This is a genomic window from Myxococcota bacterium (genome assembly GCA_035498015.1).
In the GTDB taxonomy this organism is placed as follows: Bacteria; Myxococcota_A; UBA9160; order SZUA-336; family SZUA-336; genus VGRW01.
On sequence record DATKAO010000018.1, the window covers coordinates 1 to 16,825 of the forward strand.

A 16,825-nucleotide genomic window follows, 5' to 3' on the forward strand; every position below is an offset into this window, starting at 1 on the left:
AACGCGGACTGGATGGTCGACGAGGCGATCGGGTCGACGCGACTTTGCTTTTTTTGGGGATCGGAAGGGTGTGATTCGCGCCCGCGTCCGGAGCAATACCCAGAGGGAGCGTCTGCAGGGTACTCCCGAAGCAGCGACCGACGGGTATTGCTCGGAGCGCGGCGCGCAGAGATGCTTCTGGTCCAAGCATGCGGGCCATCCTCCACGCGGACATGGATGCGTTCTACGCGGCCGTCGAGCAGCGCGATGACCCGAAGCTGCGCGGCAAGCCGGTCGTGGTGGGCGGGTCGTCGACTCGCGGCGTGGTGGCGGCGGCCAGCTACGAGGCCCGGGCTTTCGGGATCCACTCGGCCATGCCATCGGTGCAGGCGCGCAAGCTCTGTCCGCACGCCGTCTTCGTGCCCGGGCGCATGTCGGTCTACCGGCGGGAGAGCCGGCGGATCTTCTCGATCTTCGAGCGCTTCACGCCGGCGGTCGAGGGCATCTCGCTCGACGAGGCGTTTCTCGACCTGACGGGCACCGAGAGACTGTTCGGCGCGCCCGAGGTCACTGCGCGGCGGCTGCGCGAGACGGTGCGGGCCGAGACGGGGCTCGCGGTGTCGGTCGGGCTCGCGCCCCTGAAGCTCGTGGCCAAGATTGCGAGTGACCTGGCCAAGCCCGACGGTCTGCTCGTGGTGCCGCCGGGGAAGGTGGCCGAGTTTCTCGCGCCTCTGCCGGTGGGGCGCATCTGGGGCGTCGGGCCGGTGACCCGGGCGCGGCTCGAGCGCGCGGGCGTCGCCACGATCGGCGAGCTCGCGCGCCGGGGCGACCGCGAGCTCGCGGACTTACTCGGCAGCTTCGGCCCCGCGGCGGCGCAGCTCGCGCGCGGGGACGACGCGCGCGAGGTCGAGCCGTACCGCGAGGCGAAGTCGTATTCCGAGGAGAACACCTTCGAGCACGACGTGCGCAGCACCGTGCACATCGAGCGCGCGATCCGCGCGCACGCCGACGCGGTGTCTCGCCGCCTGCGCCACGACGCTCTGCAGGCGCGCGGCGTGCGGCTCAAGCTCAAGCTCGCGCGCGGCCTGGGGCAGGGGAAGTTCCCGATCCTGACCCGCTCGCAAACCCTGCGCGAGCCGAGCGACGACGGCCAGGTGCTCGCCGACGCGGGCTGCGCGCTGCTCGCGCGCGCGGCGCTCGAAGAGCCGATCCGGCTGGTCGGGCTCGCCGCGGAGCGACTCGAGCCGGCGGGCGCGGAGCAGCTCTCACTCCTGGCCGAGACGCGCGCGCAGCGCGAGCGGCGCGCCGCCCTGAACCGCGCGCTCGACGAGATCCGCGCGCGCTTCGGGCCGCGGGCGCTGGAGCGCGCCGAAGGCGAGGTCGAGCGCGCGGCGCTCTCCTTCCAGATCAAGCGCGGAGAAGATCCCGACCCGGACGACTGATGGTATGCTCGCCGGATGCTCGACCAAAGACTCGTGGCGAAGACTCCGGAAGAGGTGGGGATCGACTCGAAGCTGCTCGATGCGCTGTTCGAGCGCGCCGAGAAAGAGGTGCGCGAGGGCCTCCTGCCCAGCGCCCAGGTCGCGATCGCGCGCAAGGGCAAGATCGCCGGCATGCGCACGGTCGGCAGCGTGCGCAAGGGCGGGCGCAGCGAGCCGGCCACCAACGAGACACTCTACTGCGTGTTCTCGTCCACCAAGGCGATCACTTCGGCCGCGGCCTGGCTCTTGATCCAGGAAGGGTCACTCGACGTGTCGCGCCGGGTGTCCGAGCTCGTGCCGGAGTTCCGCGAGAACGGCAAGCAGGACGTGGTGATCGAGCAGCTCTTCACGCACACCGCGGGCTTTCCGCACGCGCCGTTCGTGCCCGCCGACTTTCCCGATCCGGCCAGGCGCCGCGCGCGCTTCGCCGCCTGGCGGCTCAACTGGCAGCCGGGCACGAAGTTCGAGTACCACCCGAGCTCGTCCATGTACGTGATCGCCGACATCATCGAGCGACTCAGCGGCCAGACCTACAGTGACTTCGTGCGCGAGCGCATCGCGCTGCCGCTCGGGCTCGAGGACCTGTGGGTCGGCCTGCCGCGCGCGCTGCACGGACGCCTGGCCGACTGCGTGCACGTGGGCGAGGCGCTGACCGAGGCCGACTACGCCAAGCTCGGCGTGCCCATGCCGCCGGTCACCGAGGTCACCGAGGAGGCGATCACCAGCTTCAACCGGCCCGAGGTGCGCACGGCCGGCATTCCCGGCGGCGGCGGCACGATGACCGCGGCCGAGCTCGCGCTCTTCTACCAGGGCCTGCTCGACGGCGGGAAGTCACTCGCCGGGCGCGAGCTGTGGAAGCCCGACACGCTGGCTTCGGCGCGGCGCGTCCGCTCGGGCGACCTGCGCGACCTGTTGTTCAAGAAGCACGCGAACCGCGCGCTCGGCGTGATCGTCGCCGGTGACTCGGACCGCACTTACCGCGGCTTCGGTCACACCAACTCGGAGCTCGCGTTCGGCCACGGCGGCGCCGGCGGGCAGATCGGCTGGGCGGACCCCAAGACCGGGATCTCGGTCGGCTACTGCACCGACGGCCACGACCGGAACAACATGCGCCAGGGCCGGCGCGGCGTGGGAATCTCGAGCCGCGCGGCGTCCTGTCTGCTCGCTTCTTGACGAAGGACGAGTTCTTTCGGCGCGCGCGCACCGACCTGCCGGGGCCGCTGGCCGGCGTCCGCGTCATCGAGGCGACCACCACCTGGGCCGGGCCCATGTGCGCCTGCGTGCTGGCCGACTTCGGCGCCGACGTGATCAAGGTCGAGCTGCCCGAAGGCGAGGTCGCGCGCCGGCTGCCGCCGTTCCTGCCGGGCGCCGAGCCGGGTCTCTCGTTCATGCACACCACGGTGAATCGCAACAAGCGCAGCCTGACGCTCGACCTGCGCCAGCCCGCGGGCCGTGACTTGTTTCTGCGACTCGCGCGCAGCGCCGACGTGGTGGTCGAGAACTTCCGCCCAGGCACGATGGCGGAATGGGGGCTCGGCTACGACGACGTGCACGCGGTGCGGCCCGACGTGGTCTACGTGTCGATCAGCGGCTTCGGCCAGTTCGGCCCCGACCGCGAGCGCGCGGGCTACGACCCCATGGCGCAGGCCGCCAGCGGCTGGCTGTCACTCAACGGCGAGCCGGGGGGGCCGCCGGTGAAGGCGCCGACCTTCATCGGCGACGACCTGGGCGGGCTGCACGGCGCGCTCGCGGCGCTGGCCGCGCTGCGCCACCGTGACCGCACGGGCGAAGGCCAGCACGTGGACGTGGCGCTGCAGGATGCGCTCTTGTTCCAGTCGAACGGCTACCCGATGCTGGCGGCGCTCGGCGTCGACCTGCCGCGCATGGGCAGTCAGTTCGTGGTCGCCGCGCCGGCCGGGGTGTACCGCTGCAGCGACGGCTACGTGATGCTCGGCGTCCTGCTCGACGCGCACTGGCGCGTGCTGGCGGGCCTGCTGGGCCGGCCAGAGCTGGCGGACGATCCCGCCTACGCCACCGGCCGGCTGCGAGTCACCAGGCGCCCGGAGCTGAACGCGCTGATCGAGGCCTGGGTCGGGCCGCAGCGCGTGGCGGAGGTGGTCGAGACACTCGTGGCGGCGCGGCTCCCCGCCTCGGCCGTGCGCCGCTACGCCGACGCCGCCGGCGACCCTCACGTGCGCGAGCGCGACATGCTGCAGAGCGTGGAGCTCGAGAACGGCCAGCGGGCGCCGCTGGTCGGCCCGGCCGCGAAGTTCTCGCGCACGCCCGTCGGCGTGCGGGCCGCGGCGCCGGCGCTCGGCGCGCACACCGACGAGCTGCTCGAAGAGCTGGGAGTGACTCCCGGCGAGCGCGCCCGGCTGCGGGAGCGCGGAGTCATCTGAGCCCATGCGGCGGCTGGCGCTCGCGCTCGTGCTGTTCGCGCTCGCCTCGGTCGGGCCGGCGCGCGCGGCCGAGCCCACCGGCAGCGTGAAGGGCAGCGTGAAGGTGCTGAAGAAGGGCTTCTTCGGGCGCATCGGCGAGAGCGACGACAAGAGCGGCGTCTTGCTGTACGTGACCGGCTACGAGGAGCCGGCGCCCCGAGAGGTCGCGCAGCTCGTGCAGCAGAACGAGCGCTTTGCGCCGCGCCTCCTGCCGATCGTGGCCGGTCAGACGGTGAGCTTCCCGAACCGCGACCGCCTGTACCACAACGTGTTCTCGGTCGCGCCCGCGATGTCGTTCGACCTGGGTCAGTACAAGTCGAGCGACCCGCCGCGCACCCAGACCTTCGACAAGCCCGGCCTCGTGCCCGTTTACTGCAACATCCACCCGCAGATGATCTCCTACGTGGTGGTGCTGGAAAACCGCGCGTTCGCGCTGACCGGCGAGGACGGCGCGTTCGAGCTGCGCGGCGTGCGCGCGGGCAAGCACGCACTGAACGCCTGGATGCCCGGCGCGCAGCGGGTGACTCGCGACGTCGAGATACCCGCCGGCGGCGAGGTTGCGGTGGAGCTCACGCTCGAGCAGACCCAGGCGATCCCGCCGCACCTGCGCAAGGACGGCACGCCCTATCCGCCGCCGCCGACCTACGACGGGAATTGAGCGATGGCCGCGCGGCTGCGCCTGCGCTTCCGCACCAAGATCTGGATCGCCCTGTGCGGCCTGGTCGGCGTGGCGCTGGCCGTCGCGCTCGCGGTCGCCCAGGACGCAGCGCTGGAGCGCGTGCGCAGCGAGTCACGCGCGCGCTTCGACCGCACGCTCACCGCGTTCCACGAGCTGCAGCGGCTGCGCGCGCAGTACGCCTCGGCCGAGATCGACGCGCTCTCGCGCGCGAACCCGCAGCTGCGCACGATCCTGTCCACGGCCTCGCTGGCCGCGGCCGACCTGGGCTTCGGCGGCGCCGCGCCCGAGGACGCGCTGCACGACGCCAACCTGCGCCTGCAGTCGGCGCTGCCCTCGCTCGCCGCCAAGGAGAAGCTCGTGGTGTTCGCGCTGACCGACGCGCACGGGCGCCTGCTCTACAGCCGCGCCGACCCGGAGCGCTTCGGCCAGGACCTGCTCGCGCTCGGCCGCGTGAAGAGCGTGGCCGACGGCGCGCGCGCCACCTGGATCTGGCTCGACGGCGACGCCGTGGTCGGCGACGCGCGGCTGGCGCCCGCGTATCCGTCGCCGGCGCTGTATCTCGTGCGCGGCGAGCCGGTGGTCTTCGACGACGAGGTGCACGGCATCGTGCTGCTGGGCGAGCCGCTCGACCGCGAGCTGCTCGAGTCACTGCGCGGGATCACCGGCGTCGACCTGGCCCTGGTCTCGCGCGGACGGGTGATCGCGACCACGCTCTCGGCCGCGCACGAGGGCGCGCTGCCGGTCGCGCTCGAGCGCATGGAGCGCGCCCGCGACCCGGGCCGCGGCATGGCCGAGCTGCAGCTCGACGACGAGCGCTTCCTGGCGCTGCGCTCGGAGCTCGACCCGGGCACGCCCCAGGCCGACGCCGGCTTCGTGCTCCTGACTTCGCTCTCGGGCGAGCTCGCCGCGTTCCGCGAGCTGCGCACGACACTCTCCGGTGTCGGCCTGCTCGTGCTCGCCGGCGCGCTCGGCGTCGGCTACGCGCTGGCGCGCGGCATCACCAACCCGCTCTCCGACCTGGGGCGCGCGGCGCGCCGCGTGGGCCGAGGCGACCTGGACGCGCGCGTCTCGATCGCGACCGGCGACGAGCTCGAATCACTCGGCGACGCCTTCAACGAGATGGCCGCGGGCCTGCGCGAGCGCGAGCTGATCAAGAGCACGCTCGAGCGCTACGTGAGCAAGAAGGTCGCGGCCGAGCTGCTGCGCGACCCGGGCCGCGTGACTCTGGCCGGCGCGCGCCGCGAGCTGACGGTGATGTTCGTCGACCTCGGCGGCTTCACGGCGCTGGCCGAGGAGCTCCCGCCCGAAGTCGTGGTCGCCCACCTGAACGAGTATTTCGAGGCGGTGTGCGGCGCCGTGCTCGAGGAGGACGGCACGGTCAAGGAGTTCCAGGGCGACGGCGTGGTGGCGTTCTGGGGCGCGCCCATCCCGCAGCCCGACCACGCGCCCCGCGCGTGCCGCGCCGCGCTCGCCGCCGCGGCGCGCCTCGACGCGCTGCGCGGCCGCTGGGAGCGGCGCGGAGTGATTGCCCCGAGCTACCGCCTGGGCTTGCACAGCGCGGAGCTGGTGGCGGGCGAGATCGGCTCGGCCGAGCGCGGCGCGTACGGGATCGTGGGCGACGGCATGAACCTCGCCGCGCGCATCGAGGGCGCGAACAAGCTCTACGGCACGCGCTTGCTCGTCTCCGAAGCCACGCGCGAGCGGCTCGGTGCCGGGTTCCTGCTGCGCGAGCTCGACCGCGTGCGCGTGGTCGGCCGCCGCCAGCCCGTGCGGCTGTTCGAGCTGATCGCGCAGGACTCCGCCGCCACCCCGCAGGCGCGGCGCGCGTGTGCGCTCTACGAGCGCGCGCTCGCCGCGTACCGCGCGCGCGCGTTCGGAGAGTCACTGCGCGCGCTCGACGAGCTCCTGGCAGCGGCGCCGGACGACGCCCCGGCGCGGTTCCTGCGCGCGCGCGTCAGCGAGCTCGAGTCGAGCCCGCCGCCGGCCGACTGGGACGCCGTGCTCGCGCTCGAGACCAAGTGAGTCCCAGCGCCGCCAGCGCCAGCAGTCCGGCCGCGCCGGGCTCCGGCACGATCGCGAAGGCGTCGACGTCGCTCGCGTAGGCGTCACCGGCGTCCTGGAACACGCGCACGTACTGGATCCAGGGCAGGCCGAGCGCGGCCAGGTCGACGCCCACACCGCCGCCGCCGCCCGCGTAGAGCGCCGCGATCTCGGCCGTCGTCTTGCCCGCGAAGTCGCCGAGCCCGAGCGCCGGGTCGACGGGCTGGGTGTAGCGGGTCGGGATCGAGCCGTCGGAGCCGAAGGGGTCGGTCACGTCCTGGTACGCCAGCGTCGGGAACATGCCGTCGGCAGTCACTGTCGCGGTGTACCAGGTCACGCCGTCCTGACTCACCGCGATGCGCGCCGGCTCGGCGAACACCGTGCCGTCGGCGAGACCGGTGTTGAAGTCGATGCCCAGGAAGGCGTTTCCGTACACCAGGAGGTCGATGCCGTACGGGTTGGCGCCGTCGTCGGCGACGGGGTGGTCGAAGCGCACCGTGAGCTGTCCGCCGGCGCCGATCGAGACCACGTCGCTCGACTGGTACGGCGCGTTGAACGGCGTGAGCGACCCGTCGAACGGGCCCGTGCCGGTGGCGCGCCCCGGCGAGCCGAGCGCCACGTTCGGGTCCGTGTAGCCCGCGCTGACGTTCGAGCCGGGCGTGTAACTCACGACCTCGCTGGCAAAGGAGGACGCGAGCACACGCGTGGCCAGGGACGAAAAGACGACGGCGGTGAGCGCGATGGCTCTCATGCAAGAACTCCTCGACTCGCTTTCGGAGTCGCATTTCGGACGTTCATTCCACGCGCCAGGCCGGTCTTCTGGCTCCCGGATCGTCCTCCCGCCGAGCCTTCCCGGAGCCGCGAGGCGGCTCCAGTGGCATGATTCGGCGTTCGTCCCCGGTCACAGCGACGGGCTCGCGCCGGACTCTCACCGGCTTCCCGACACCTGACGCGACTCTTGTTGTTGGTCTTCTACCTCGCACCGCCGTCGGAGTCAAACCGCAGTCCTGTCGAGCGCGCGGCCACCCTGCCCACGCGCTCGGTTGACGCTGCAGGTTGCGGGGTGATACAGGTCGCGGTGAGCTCGGTTAAGGGAAGGCCGTGAGAATCGGCCGCGGTCCCGCCACTGTGATGGGGTTCCCCACGTCGGGGAAGTCAGTCCGAGACATGCCACTGGGAGCGCCGCTCCCGGGAAGGCTCGGAACGGCGAAGTAACCCTGAGCCAGGAGACCTGCCGAGCGCTCGGGACGAAGTCCCGCTCTCCGAGGAGGGAGTCACTTGGCGTCGTCTCGACTCACTTGCGCGGCCCTGGCGTGCGTACTGGCTGCACGCAGCGTGCTCGCGGGCGAGCTGCACGAGTCGGCGGACGACCCGTCGGCGTTCTCGACCGTGATCGACGCCACGAAGTACGACGATCGCTTCGCCACCGTCGAGGAATTGCTCGACCAGGTGCCCGGCGCGAAGGTGACTCGCAGCGGGGGAATCGGCTCGCGCAGCACGCTCGGGCTGCGCGGCTCCAAGCCCGAGCAGGTGCTGGTGCTGCTCGACGGCGTCCGGCTCAATTCACCCGAGCGCGGCGCGGCGGACCTGTCGACCATCCCCGTGCGCCAGGTCCAAGAGATCGAAGTGATTCGCGGCGGCGGCGCCGCGCGCTTCGGCAGCGACGCCGTCGGCGGCGTGGTGCTGATCACCACGCGCAAGGCCGCGAGCGACGGCCCGCACGCCGACGCGTCGCTCACGGCCGGCAGCACCACGCTGCGCGGCGGCGACATCACGCTCTCGGGCGCGGGCGACCGCGGCAGCGCGCTCCTGAGTTACTCGCGGCTCTCGGCCCGGAACGACTATCTCTTCGACCTGCCGTCGCGCGATCCGGGCCGGACCTTCACGTTCCGCCGGCTGAACGCCGACTCCAGCGAGGACTCCGGGCTGCTGCGCGGCAGCCTGCTCCTGGGTCAGTTCACCAGCCTCGATGCGTCCGTCGATCTCTACCGGCGCGACGGCGGCCAGCCGGGCAGCGTGTACGGCAAGCCGCGCGAGAACGCGACCAGCGAGGACATCTCGTGCACGACCAGCGACGAGAGCTACCAGCGCGGCCTGGCCCGGCTCGCGCTCGTGAGTCAGCGTTTCCTCGGCGGCGCCTTCGAGCTCGCGGGCTCGGTGCGCAGCGACGACGACGACCTCGAGGACCCCGGCGGCGCCTGCGGCTTCGTGAGCCCGCTGAACACGGGCGGCCGCGACAGCGCGTCGTGGCGCGAGCGCGAGTCGGCGCTCGAGACCAGTTGGTCCGCCGAGCGAGTCACTTGGGACTGGGTCGAGCTCTCCGGGCGTGCGGTGGCCGGCCTGCGCTACACCACGGTCGACTCTTCCGACGCGGACCTGCACCGGCGCACGCTCGGCTCGGTGTCACTCCTGCCGGAGCTCGCGTTCTTCGGGCGCACGCTGCGCATCCTGCCCGGCTTCGGCGTCGAGCTGGCGAGCTCGAGCTCGGGGCTGGCGCGCTCGTCGGTGTCGCAGTCGTTCGTCGAGACACAGCCGCACGATCCGACCGCGTGGCTGCCGGCCGTGGGCGCGATCCTGGAAGTCGCGCCCGGCTTCCGCTTCAAAGCCAACTGGAAGCGCGTGCTGCGCCGGCCCACGTTCACGGAGCTCTACCACCCCGACTGGACCTTCATCCGCGGCAACCCCGAGCTCGAGCCCGAGCGCGGCTGGAACGCCGACGTGGGCTTCGAGCTGGCGTCGGACGGCGCGGGCTGGGTGCGCGACCTGGGGCTGCAGGTGAGTCTCTTCCAGCGCGAGCTCGACCAGGGCATCGAGTGGCTGTTGAGCCGGGGCAACAGCTACATGCCGCTCAACACCGGCCCGCAGCGCGCGCTCGGCGGCGAGCTGTCGTTCCAGTCCACCTGGCTGCGCGTGCTCGAGCTCGGCGGCTCCTACACCTACACCGACGCGCGCTATCTCGACCGGTCACAGGCGGGCGTGGCTTTCGACAGCGGCATCCGGCCCGTGGTGCCTCACGTGCCCATGAACTCGGTCTCGGCCAACGCCGCGCTCGAGCTGGGCGTGCTGCGGCCATGGGCGCAGCTGCACTACGACAGCGACTTCGCCTACCGCGTGGGACAGGTGCCGCTGGCGCCGGCGACCTTCGTGGTGAACGCCGGCGTGGTGCTGCGGCCGAACCGCATTCCGCGGCTCCAGTTCCTGCCCGACACGCTCGCGCTGTCGCTCGAGGCGAGCAATCTCGGTCACGAGCAGCGCTACGACTCGTTCGGCCAGCCGCTCTCGCGACAGACGCTCTGGGTGGTGCGTATCCGCGGGGCCGCGCCGTGATTGCCGCGCTGCTCGCGGTCACGCTCACGGTCGGCTCGGGCGACACGCTGCTGTTCGGCACCACCTCGGCGCCCGGGCTCGAAGTGAGTCCGGCGGACCCCAACCGGGCGTTCATCGCCGACTCGGAGACCGACCCGGGCATCTACCCGCTGCGAACGGCGACCGGCCAGTCGCTGGCGCTCGTGACTCCGTCGTACGGGCTCGCGGGCAACCTGAACTGCAGCGAGTCGTCGCCCTTCAACACCCCGCGCCTCGGGGGCTTCTGGCTCGAGCCCACGGGGCCCACCCGCGGCTGGATCCACACCTCGGCCTGCGAGCTGGCCGTGCCGTTCAACTACGCGACCGGCGCGGGAGTCACGATCAGCTACTCCGGCCAGACCCGCACGGCGGTGCCCACGCGGCAGACGCTCACGGGCGCGTTCACGCGCTACCAGAACGGCGGCGGCGGCGCGGCGATCACGAGCTTCAAGACCAACTTCACCTCCGGCGTGGTGCGAGTCGGGAACCGGCTGGTCGTGGCCAGCTCGAACCTGCAGCAGACCGGCTCGAACCCGGTCTACAACCCGGGCACGGTGCTGTTCTTCACGCTCGACGACTCCGGCTCCACGCCGGCGATCGCGCCGGCCAGCCCGTTCTTCGCCATCACCTCGGACCCGAACCCGATCGCGCTCAGCGTGCTGCCGGGCGGGCGCGTGGCCGTCACGAACGCGGGCATCTTCGACGCCTCGTTCCCGCCGCTGGTCACGGGTCAGGGCTCGATCGACATCATCGATCCGCAGAGCGGGTCACTCGTGGGCTCGATCCCGCTGGGCGCCGCCAACCCTTCGAGCGCGCTCGCGCTCGACCCGACCGGCTCGGTGGGAGTCACCGGCTCCGCCACGTTCCGGCGCCTGTACGCCGTCGACCTGCGCGGCGTGGACGCGCTGCCGGCGGCGCCCGTCGACCCGCGCGTGCAGCGGCCCTCGTGCAACGACGGCAGCGGTCCGAGCGCCGGCGGCGTGCCGTGCCTGCGCTCGCGCGTGGTGCGCGGCGGCGCGAGCCCGATCGTGCTGTCGCCGCCGCCCGGCTCGGGCGGCGTGTACTCCTACGTGCCCGTGACCCGCTTCGCGCCCTCGGGTGACTTCGCGGCGGCGACCTCCTACAACGACGGCGGGCTCGCGCTGGCGGCGTTCGACCCGCGCAACCTCGCGCGCTCTCACCCGCTGCTCGCCTCGCGCTTCGGCCCGCCCGAGACACTCGCCGCGACCGGTGCGGCCGGAGTGATCGGCCAGGAGTGCTGCCCCGGCCCGCTGCTCCTGCGCGCGACCGGCGGCGCCGGACTCACGACCACCGACGCGCTGTTCGCGACCGCCAGCCCGAGCGGCTTCGTGGTGCGCGGCCACCTGGGCGGCAGCCTCGCGCCCGCGGGCGGCGACGCCGACGGCGACGGCGTGGAGGACGCGCTCGACGTGTGCCCGCTCGCCGCCGATCCGGGTCAGGCCGACTCGGGCGGCGTGGGCAGTGCGGCGCCGCCCGACGGCGTCGGCAACGCGTGTCAGTGCGGCGACGTCTCCGACGACGGCCACGTCGACGTGGCCGACGTGATGGCGCTGCGCGACTTCCTGTCGCGGCCGTCCGTTCCGCTGCCCGCGCCGCAGAAGTGCGACGTGGGCTCGCTCGCCGGCGGGGCCTGCGACGTGCTCGACGCGGCGCTGTTGCGGCGGGCGCTCGCCGGGCTCGCGCCGGGGATCGGGTTCGGCTGCGAGCTCCAGTAGACTGCGCGGCCATGGGCCGCGTGCGCCAGATCGCGGGCGTTCTGGAGATCGAGCGCGCGCTGCGCGCGGCCGAGGACGTGCGCCTCCTGCTCGTCGCCGACGACGCGCGCGCCGAGGACGTGCGCCGGCTGATCGCCAGCGCCGAGGAGCGCGGCGTGGCGGTCCGCACGATCACCCGCAACGTGATCGCGAGACTCTCCGTGGTCCGGCCCGCCGAGGACGCGCTCGCGCTCGTGGGCCGTGACCCGGCGGCGAGCCTCGACGAGTCACTCGCGCGCGGCGGCGCCTTCTGGCTGCTGGTCGGGGTGGCGTACCCCGGCAACGTGGGCATGGTGGTGCGCACCGCCGAGGTCTCGGGCGCCGACGGCATCGCGGTCGATGCCGGCTTCGACCATGAGGCCAAGCGCGCCGCGCTGCGCGCCTCGATGCGCGCCGACAAGTTCATGCCCGTGTTCTGGGCCCGCGCGCAGGAGGTGCTCGACGCGGCCCGGGCGCACGGCCACCGCGTGCTCGCCGTCGACGAGGCGGGCGAGGCGAGTCATTTCGCCACCGACCTGACCGGGCCGCGCGTGTTCGTGGTGGGCGGCGAGAACGGGGGCGTTCCGCCCGAGGTGCTGGCGCGCTGCGACGCGCGCGTGCGCGTGCCCATGGCGGGCTTCATCCCTTGTTACAATCTCCAGGCTGCCGTCTCGGCCGTCGCGGTCGAGAGACTGCGGCAGCTGCTCGCGGCCGGCCAGGAGTGAGCCACTCCTTAGACTCGACTCACGACGAGTGCGAGCGGAGCCGGCGGGAGAGCGACCTGCTACCCAAGCGCTTCATGCAGCAACGCGGGGACGCACGGCTGGAAGGGCCGCCGATCGCGCGGGTGCTCGCGGCCGTCGCCGCGGGGGCGCTCGTCGACTTCGCGCTCTTCGCCTGGCTGGCGCGGCGCGGGGTGCTGCTGGCCGGCGCGAACCTGGCCGCCGGTGGCGCGGGCGCGGCGCTCGCGCTCCCGCTGTGCTTCCGGGGGCTCTACGGCCGGCGCGCGCTGCGCTTCGGGGCAGTGAGTCTCCTGGCGATCTTCCTGCGCGGCGGCGCGCTCGCCAGCCTGGCGCGCAATACGGCTCTCGGGCCGCTCGCGGCGTTCGCGCTCGCGCAGGCCGCCGGGCTCGCGATCCTGGCCGCGACCGTGCGCGGCTTCGTGCTCGCCCCCGAGCTCCGTCCCGAAACGCGCGAGCGCGCGCTGCAGCTCGCGTGTCTGGGCGTGGCCGCCTACCTGCTGGCCCTGCGCATCGCGTACGCGGGCGCGCTCGAGCTCCTGCCCGAGGAGGCCTACTACTGGAGCTACGCCCAGCACCTGGACCTGTCGTATCTGGACCATCCGCCGCTCGTCGCCTGGCTGATCTCCGCGGGCACCAAGCTCGTCGGTCACAGTGAGTGGAGCGTGCGGCTGGGCGCGATCGCGTGCTCGGTGATCACCGCAACCTGCTGCGGCGCGCTGACCGTGCGCTGGTTCGGACGCACCGCGGGCGCGGCGGCGGTCGCGCTGCTCTCGGCCACTCCGTTCGGCTTCGCGAGCGGCGTGCTCATGACTCCCGATGCGCCGCTGGCGGCGGCCTGGGCCGGTGCGCTGCTGGCGCTGTGGTACGCGCTGGTCGAGCTGCGCCCGCGCGCCTGGCCGTGGGTCGGCGCGTGTCTGGGCGTGGGCCTGCTCGCGAAGTACACGATCGCGCTGCTCGGCGTGGGCGCGCTCCTGTTCCTGCTGGCCGACCGCCGCGCGCGCGGCGAGCTGCGCCGGCCCGGTCCGTATCTCGCGGGCCTGGTCGCGCTCGCGCTGTTCTCGCCCGTGCTGATCTGGAACTACCAGAACGACTGGGCGTCGTTCCTGTTCCAGACCCGGCGCAGGCTCGACGACCCGGCGGCCTTCGGCCTGCACCGGCTGATCGGCAGCGTGCTCGTGTTGCTCGGCCCGGGCGCGCTCGCCGCGCTGTTCGCGCTGCGCCGCAGTCAGGTCCGGCGCGCGCTCGACCCCGAGCCGTCGGGCAGCGAGCGCAAGCGCCACTGGCGCTTCGCGGCGCTGGCCGTGTTCGCGCCGCTGGTCGTGTTCGTGCTGTTCTCGCTTGCGCACCAGCCCAAGGTGAACTGGACCGGGCCGCTCTGGCTCGCGCTGCTGCCCGCGGCCGCCGCGCTGCTCGTGCGCGCCGGGCTGGCGCGCGACGATCGCGCGGGCCGGCTGGCCGCCTCGCTCACCGCGCCGAGTCTCTGGCTCGCGCTGCTCGGCTACGGCTTCGGGTTGCACTCACTCGCGCTCGGTGTGCCCGGCAGCGAGTTCCCCAACGGCACGCGCTGGGCGCAGCACTGGCGCGCGATCGCCGCATCGGTCGACGGCTTCGCGCAGAGAGTGCGCGCCGAGACGGGCCAGTCACCCGTGATCGTGACCTTCGACCGCTACGCCACCTCGAGCCTGATCGGCTTCTACCAGCCCCAGGGCGGACCGCGCTGGCGCCTGGGCGGCCGATCGCTGTTCGGCGCGGGCGAGAGCCTGATGTACGGCTACTGGACGCCGCCCGACTCGGTCGCAGGAGAGACGCTCCTGTGCGTGTCCGACGACCTCGGGGACATGCAGCTGCCGATCCGCTTCGGACACGCGGGCGAGATCGGCAGCATTCCCGTCGCCGGCGACGACCCGCTGTTCGTGCGCGCGCTGTACGGCTACGAGCCGGGCGCGCTCTCGGGCACGAAGCGGAAGAACGCGGCGGCCTCGAGCACCGCGGACTCTGCCGCCTCGAGCTCGCACATGCTGCCCAGCTCGCGGATGCCTTCGGTGGCGCGCTGGTCGAGCCCGAGCTCCTCGGGCTTGGCGGCCTTGGCCTTGCCGAGTGACTCGACGATCTTCGGCGCCCACTCCGGCCGCGGCTCGCCCTTGGTGTCGAACACCACCGCGCTCCAGTCCGGCCCGTCCTTGAACACGCAGATCACGCCCGCGCCGCGCAGCTCGGCCGAGGGCACCGTGAACATGGCCGCGCGGCCGCGCACGCCGTCCTCGAGCTCGAGCAGGAGACCCTCGACCAGCGGGTGACCGCTGGCGAAGAACTCGAGCTCGTCCTTCTCCAGCGCCTCCACGCGGTCGAAGGTGCCGAGCCAGCGGCTCTCGTCGCGCACGCCGGGCAGTGACTCGACCGTGAGCGAGGTGCCCATCTCCAGGTAGTAGAGCGCCGTGCCGCCCTTCTCGACGATCTTGAGCCCGAGGTCGTTGGCCGCGCCCAGGCAGAAGCGGCGCATGTGCTGCTCGAGCTCGGGCGGCACGAGCGCGAGCAGGCGCTCGGCCTGCGAGGCGTCGTAGGCGTCGCGGTAGATCACGCGCGGAATGTCGGCGACCTGCTGGGCGCGCGCGGCGTCGATCTCGGCCACCAGCGCGTCGACGTCGATCGCGCTCTCGTCGGCCTGCGCGCGCTCCACCGCCGCGCGCACGCCGGCCAGCGCCAGGTCGAGCCCCGCCGACGGGCGCGCGAACAGGTCGAGTCTCTCGTACAGCCGCGCCACGTCGGGCTGCGCGTGCGCGCCCCGGAAGTACACGATCTCGACGTCTTTCGTGCGGCCGATGCGGTCGAGCCGGCCGATGCGCTGCTCGAGCGCGACCGGGTCGCTCGGCAGGTCGTAGTGCACCATGCGGTCGCAGAACTGGAAGTTGCGGCCCTCGGCGCCGGCCTCGGTGCAGATCAGCACGGGCAGGTGGGTCTCGCGGAAGCGCGCGACCTCGATGTCGCGCTGCGCGGGCGTCAGTGACTCGTGGAAGACGGCGATGTGCGTGCGCGTGGCCTGCTCGAGCTGCTTCTTCAGCTTCTCGAGCCGGTCTAGGTCGTGCACGAAGACCAGCGCCTTCTCCTTCTTCCGGTGCCACTCGCGCACGCGCGCCGACAGCCACTCGGTGCGCGGATCCTTGCGCGGGTCCTTGCCGAACGCGGCCACGTCGACCGGCTCGGGCTTGCGCGGCGGCAGGCCGCCCAGGTCGGAGCGGCGCACGGCGCTCGTGCAGGGAAACACCGCCCCGCCCGAGCCGACGGCGGCGTCGAAGGCCTCGAACGACGCGAAGCTCTCCGGGTGCAAGAGCTGCAGCAGGTGGAAGAAGCCGCGCTTGTCGGCCGAGAGCGGCGTGGCCGTGAGCAGGATCGAGTGAGTGGCGCTCTTCACCAGCGGCGCGACCGCGGCGTCGAAGTGCTCGAGCGCCAGCCGGTGCGCCTCGTCGACGATCACCAGGTCGAGGTCCGCGTTGCGCGCCTGGCGCGCGAGCGCCGGGTCCGCCGCCAGGTCCTCCATCGAGACCACGCCGAAGGGGTGCACGTCGAAGGGGTTGTTGCCCTCGCCGTAGTCGCGCTCGACGCTCTCGATGCGCGCCTCGTCGATCAGCACGAACACCTGGTGGAACTTGCGGTAGAGCTCGCCGAGCCACTGCACGGTCAAGGTCGACGGGGCGATCACGAGCGCGCGCTTGGCGCGGCCGGTGCGGATCAAGGCCGAGAGGATGAGACACGCGACGATGGTCTTGCCCAGCCCGACCTCGTCGGCCAGGAGCCAGCGCACGGGGTCGGTGCGCACCGCCGCCAGGGCCGTGTGCAGCTGGTGCGGGAACAAGGCGATGCGCCCGCCCAGGAACGAGCCCAGCCCGCCGGCCTCGCGCAGCTTGCGCAGCTGCAGGCCCTCGATGCGGTTGCGGAACGAGCCCATCCGATCCAGCCGGAACTGCGCCAGTCGTTCGATCGGCCCGGAGCTTTGCTCCAGAGGCCAGATCTCCTTGTCCTCGACGCGCCGGCCGTCGGCGAGCACGTAGCGCTCGCCGTCCCAGCTGGCGATGCGCACCTCGGTGCTCGTCGCCAGCTCGATCGCAGGTGCGCCGGGCGGCAGGATCATCGGCACGAGGCCCGCGCCCTGCGCGGCCATCGTGACTTCGCGCTCGACCGCCGGGAAGTAGACCACCAGATAGCGGCCCTCGACGCGCCGGACGAAGCCCACCCCTAGCTCGGGGTTGTAGGGGTGGACCAGCTTGCTGCCTTCCCTCCAGGCAGGAGTGGTCATGGAAAGGGGGTGGGTAGCCCACTCGGCCAATCTTGCAAAGACCCTCTCTTGAACCGCGCGCGTCGTCGGATCTAG

The 16,825-nt window shown here is 72.8% G+C and carries 10 protein-coding genes, 1 pseudogene and 2 riboswitches; of the genes and pseudogenes, 9 read left to right on the plus strand and 2 right to left on the minus strand.

The window, feature by feature from the left end; genetic code table 11:
* The first annotated feature begins 188 nt into the window (after window positions 1-188).
* Genes VMR86_01330 through VMR86_01350 form a run of 5 tightly spaced genes read left to right on the plus strand, consistent with a single transcriptional unit; the run spans window position 189 to window position 6,599 of the window.
* Complete coding sequence (locus VMR86_01330; GenBank protein ID HTO05671.1) at window positions 189-1,421, plus strand: DNA polymerase IV; 1,233 nt, start codon at window positions 189-191, stop codon at window positions 1,419-1,421.
* 15 nt (window positions 1,422-1,436) lie between these two features.
* Entirely contained in the window at window positions 1,437-2,633 is a 1,197-nt protein-coding gene (locus tag VMR86_01335) for a serine hydrolase domain-containing protein (GenBank protein ID HTO05672.1), read from the plus strand.
* Window positions 2,630-3,859, plus strand: a complete 1,230-nt coding sequence (locus VMR86_01340; protein HTO05673.1) for a CoA transferase — start codon at window positions 2,630-2,632, stop codon at window positions 3,857-3,859. Before VMR86_01335 ends, VMR86_01340 begins: the two co-directional genes overlap by 4 nt.
* 4 nt (window positions 3,860-3,863) lie before the next feature.
* Entirely contained in the window at window positions 3,864-4,556 is a 693-nt protein-coding gene (locus VMR86_01345; protein ID HTO05674.1) for a carboxypeptidase regulatory-like domain-containing protein, read from the plus strand.
* A gap of 3 nt (window positions 4,557-4,559) precedes the next feature.
* Window positions 4,560-6,599: an adenylate/guanylate cyclase domain-containing protein gene (locus VMR86_01350; GenBank protein HTO05675.1), complete on the plus strand. Its 2,040-nt coding sequence runs from the start codon at window positions 4,560-4,562 to the stop codon at window positions 6,597-6,599.
* Here the strand turns inward: VMR86_01350 and VMR86_01355 are convergent.
* Complete coding sequence (locus tag VMR86_01355) at window positions 6,532-7,368, minus strand: hypothetical protein (GenBank protein ID HTO05676.1); 837 nt, start codon at window positions 7,366-7,368, stop codon at window positions 6,532-6,534. The genes VMR86_01350 and VMR86_01355 overlap by 68 nt on opposite strands.
* 40 nt (window positions 7,369-7,408) lie before the next feature.
* Window positions 7,409-7,582: riboswitch (cobalamin riboswitch) on the minus strand.
* A 94-nt stretch (window positions 7,583-7,676) separates the two neighbouring features.
* A riboswitch (cobalamin riboswitch) is annotated at window positions 7,677-7,871 on the plus strand.
* Window positions 7,872-7,895: 24 nt separating this feature from the next.
* On the opposite strand from VMR86_01355, the gene VMR86_01360 reads away from it, so the two are divergent.
* The 4 genes and pseudogenes from VMR86_01360 to VMR86_01375 all read left to right on the plus strand — a co-directional run bounded on the left by VMR86_01360 (window position 7,896) and on the right by VMR86_01375 (window position 13,523).
* A complete protein-coding gene (locus VMR86_01360) occupies window positions 7,896-9,944 on the plus strand; it encodes a TonB-dependent receptor (protein HTO05677.1) in 2,049 nt (682 codons plus the stop codon).
* Window positions 9,941-11,698, plus strand: a complete 1,758-nt coding sequence (locus VMR86_01365; GenBank protein HTO05678.1) for a hypothetical protein — start codon at window positions 9,941-9,943, stop codon at window positions 11,696-11,698. The genes VMR86_01360 and VMR86_01365 overlap by 4 nt, the downstream gene beginning before the upstream one ends.
* An 11-nt stretch (window positions 11,699-11,709) precedes the next feature.
* Complete coding sequence (locus VMR86_01370) at window positions 11,710-12,441, plus strand: TrmH family RNA methyltransferase (protein ID HTO05679.1); 732 nt, start codon at window positions 11,710-11,712, stop codon at window positions 12,439-12,441.
* A 74-nt stretch (window positions 12,442-12,515) separates the two neighbouring features.
* Window positions 12,516-13,523: pseudogene (locus VMR86_01375) on the plus strand (glycosyltransferase family 39 protein).
* A gap of 866 nt (window positions 13,524-14,389) precedes the next feature.
* On the opposite strand, the gene VMR86_01380 reads toward VMR86_01375, so the two are convergent.
* Window positions 14,390-16,750: a helicase-related protein gene (locus VMR86_01380; GenBank protein HTO05680.1), complete on the minus strand. Its 2,361-nt coding sequence runs from the start codon at window positions 16,748-16,750 to the stop codon at window positions 14,390-14,392.
* Window positions 16,751-16,825: the final 75 nt, after the last annotated feature.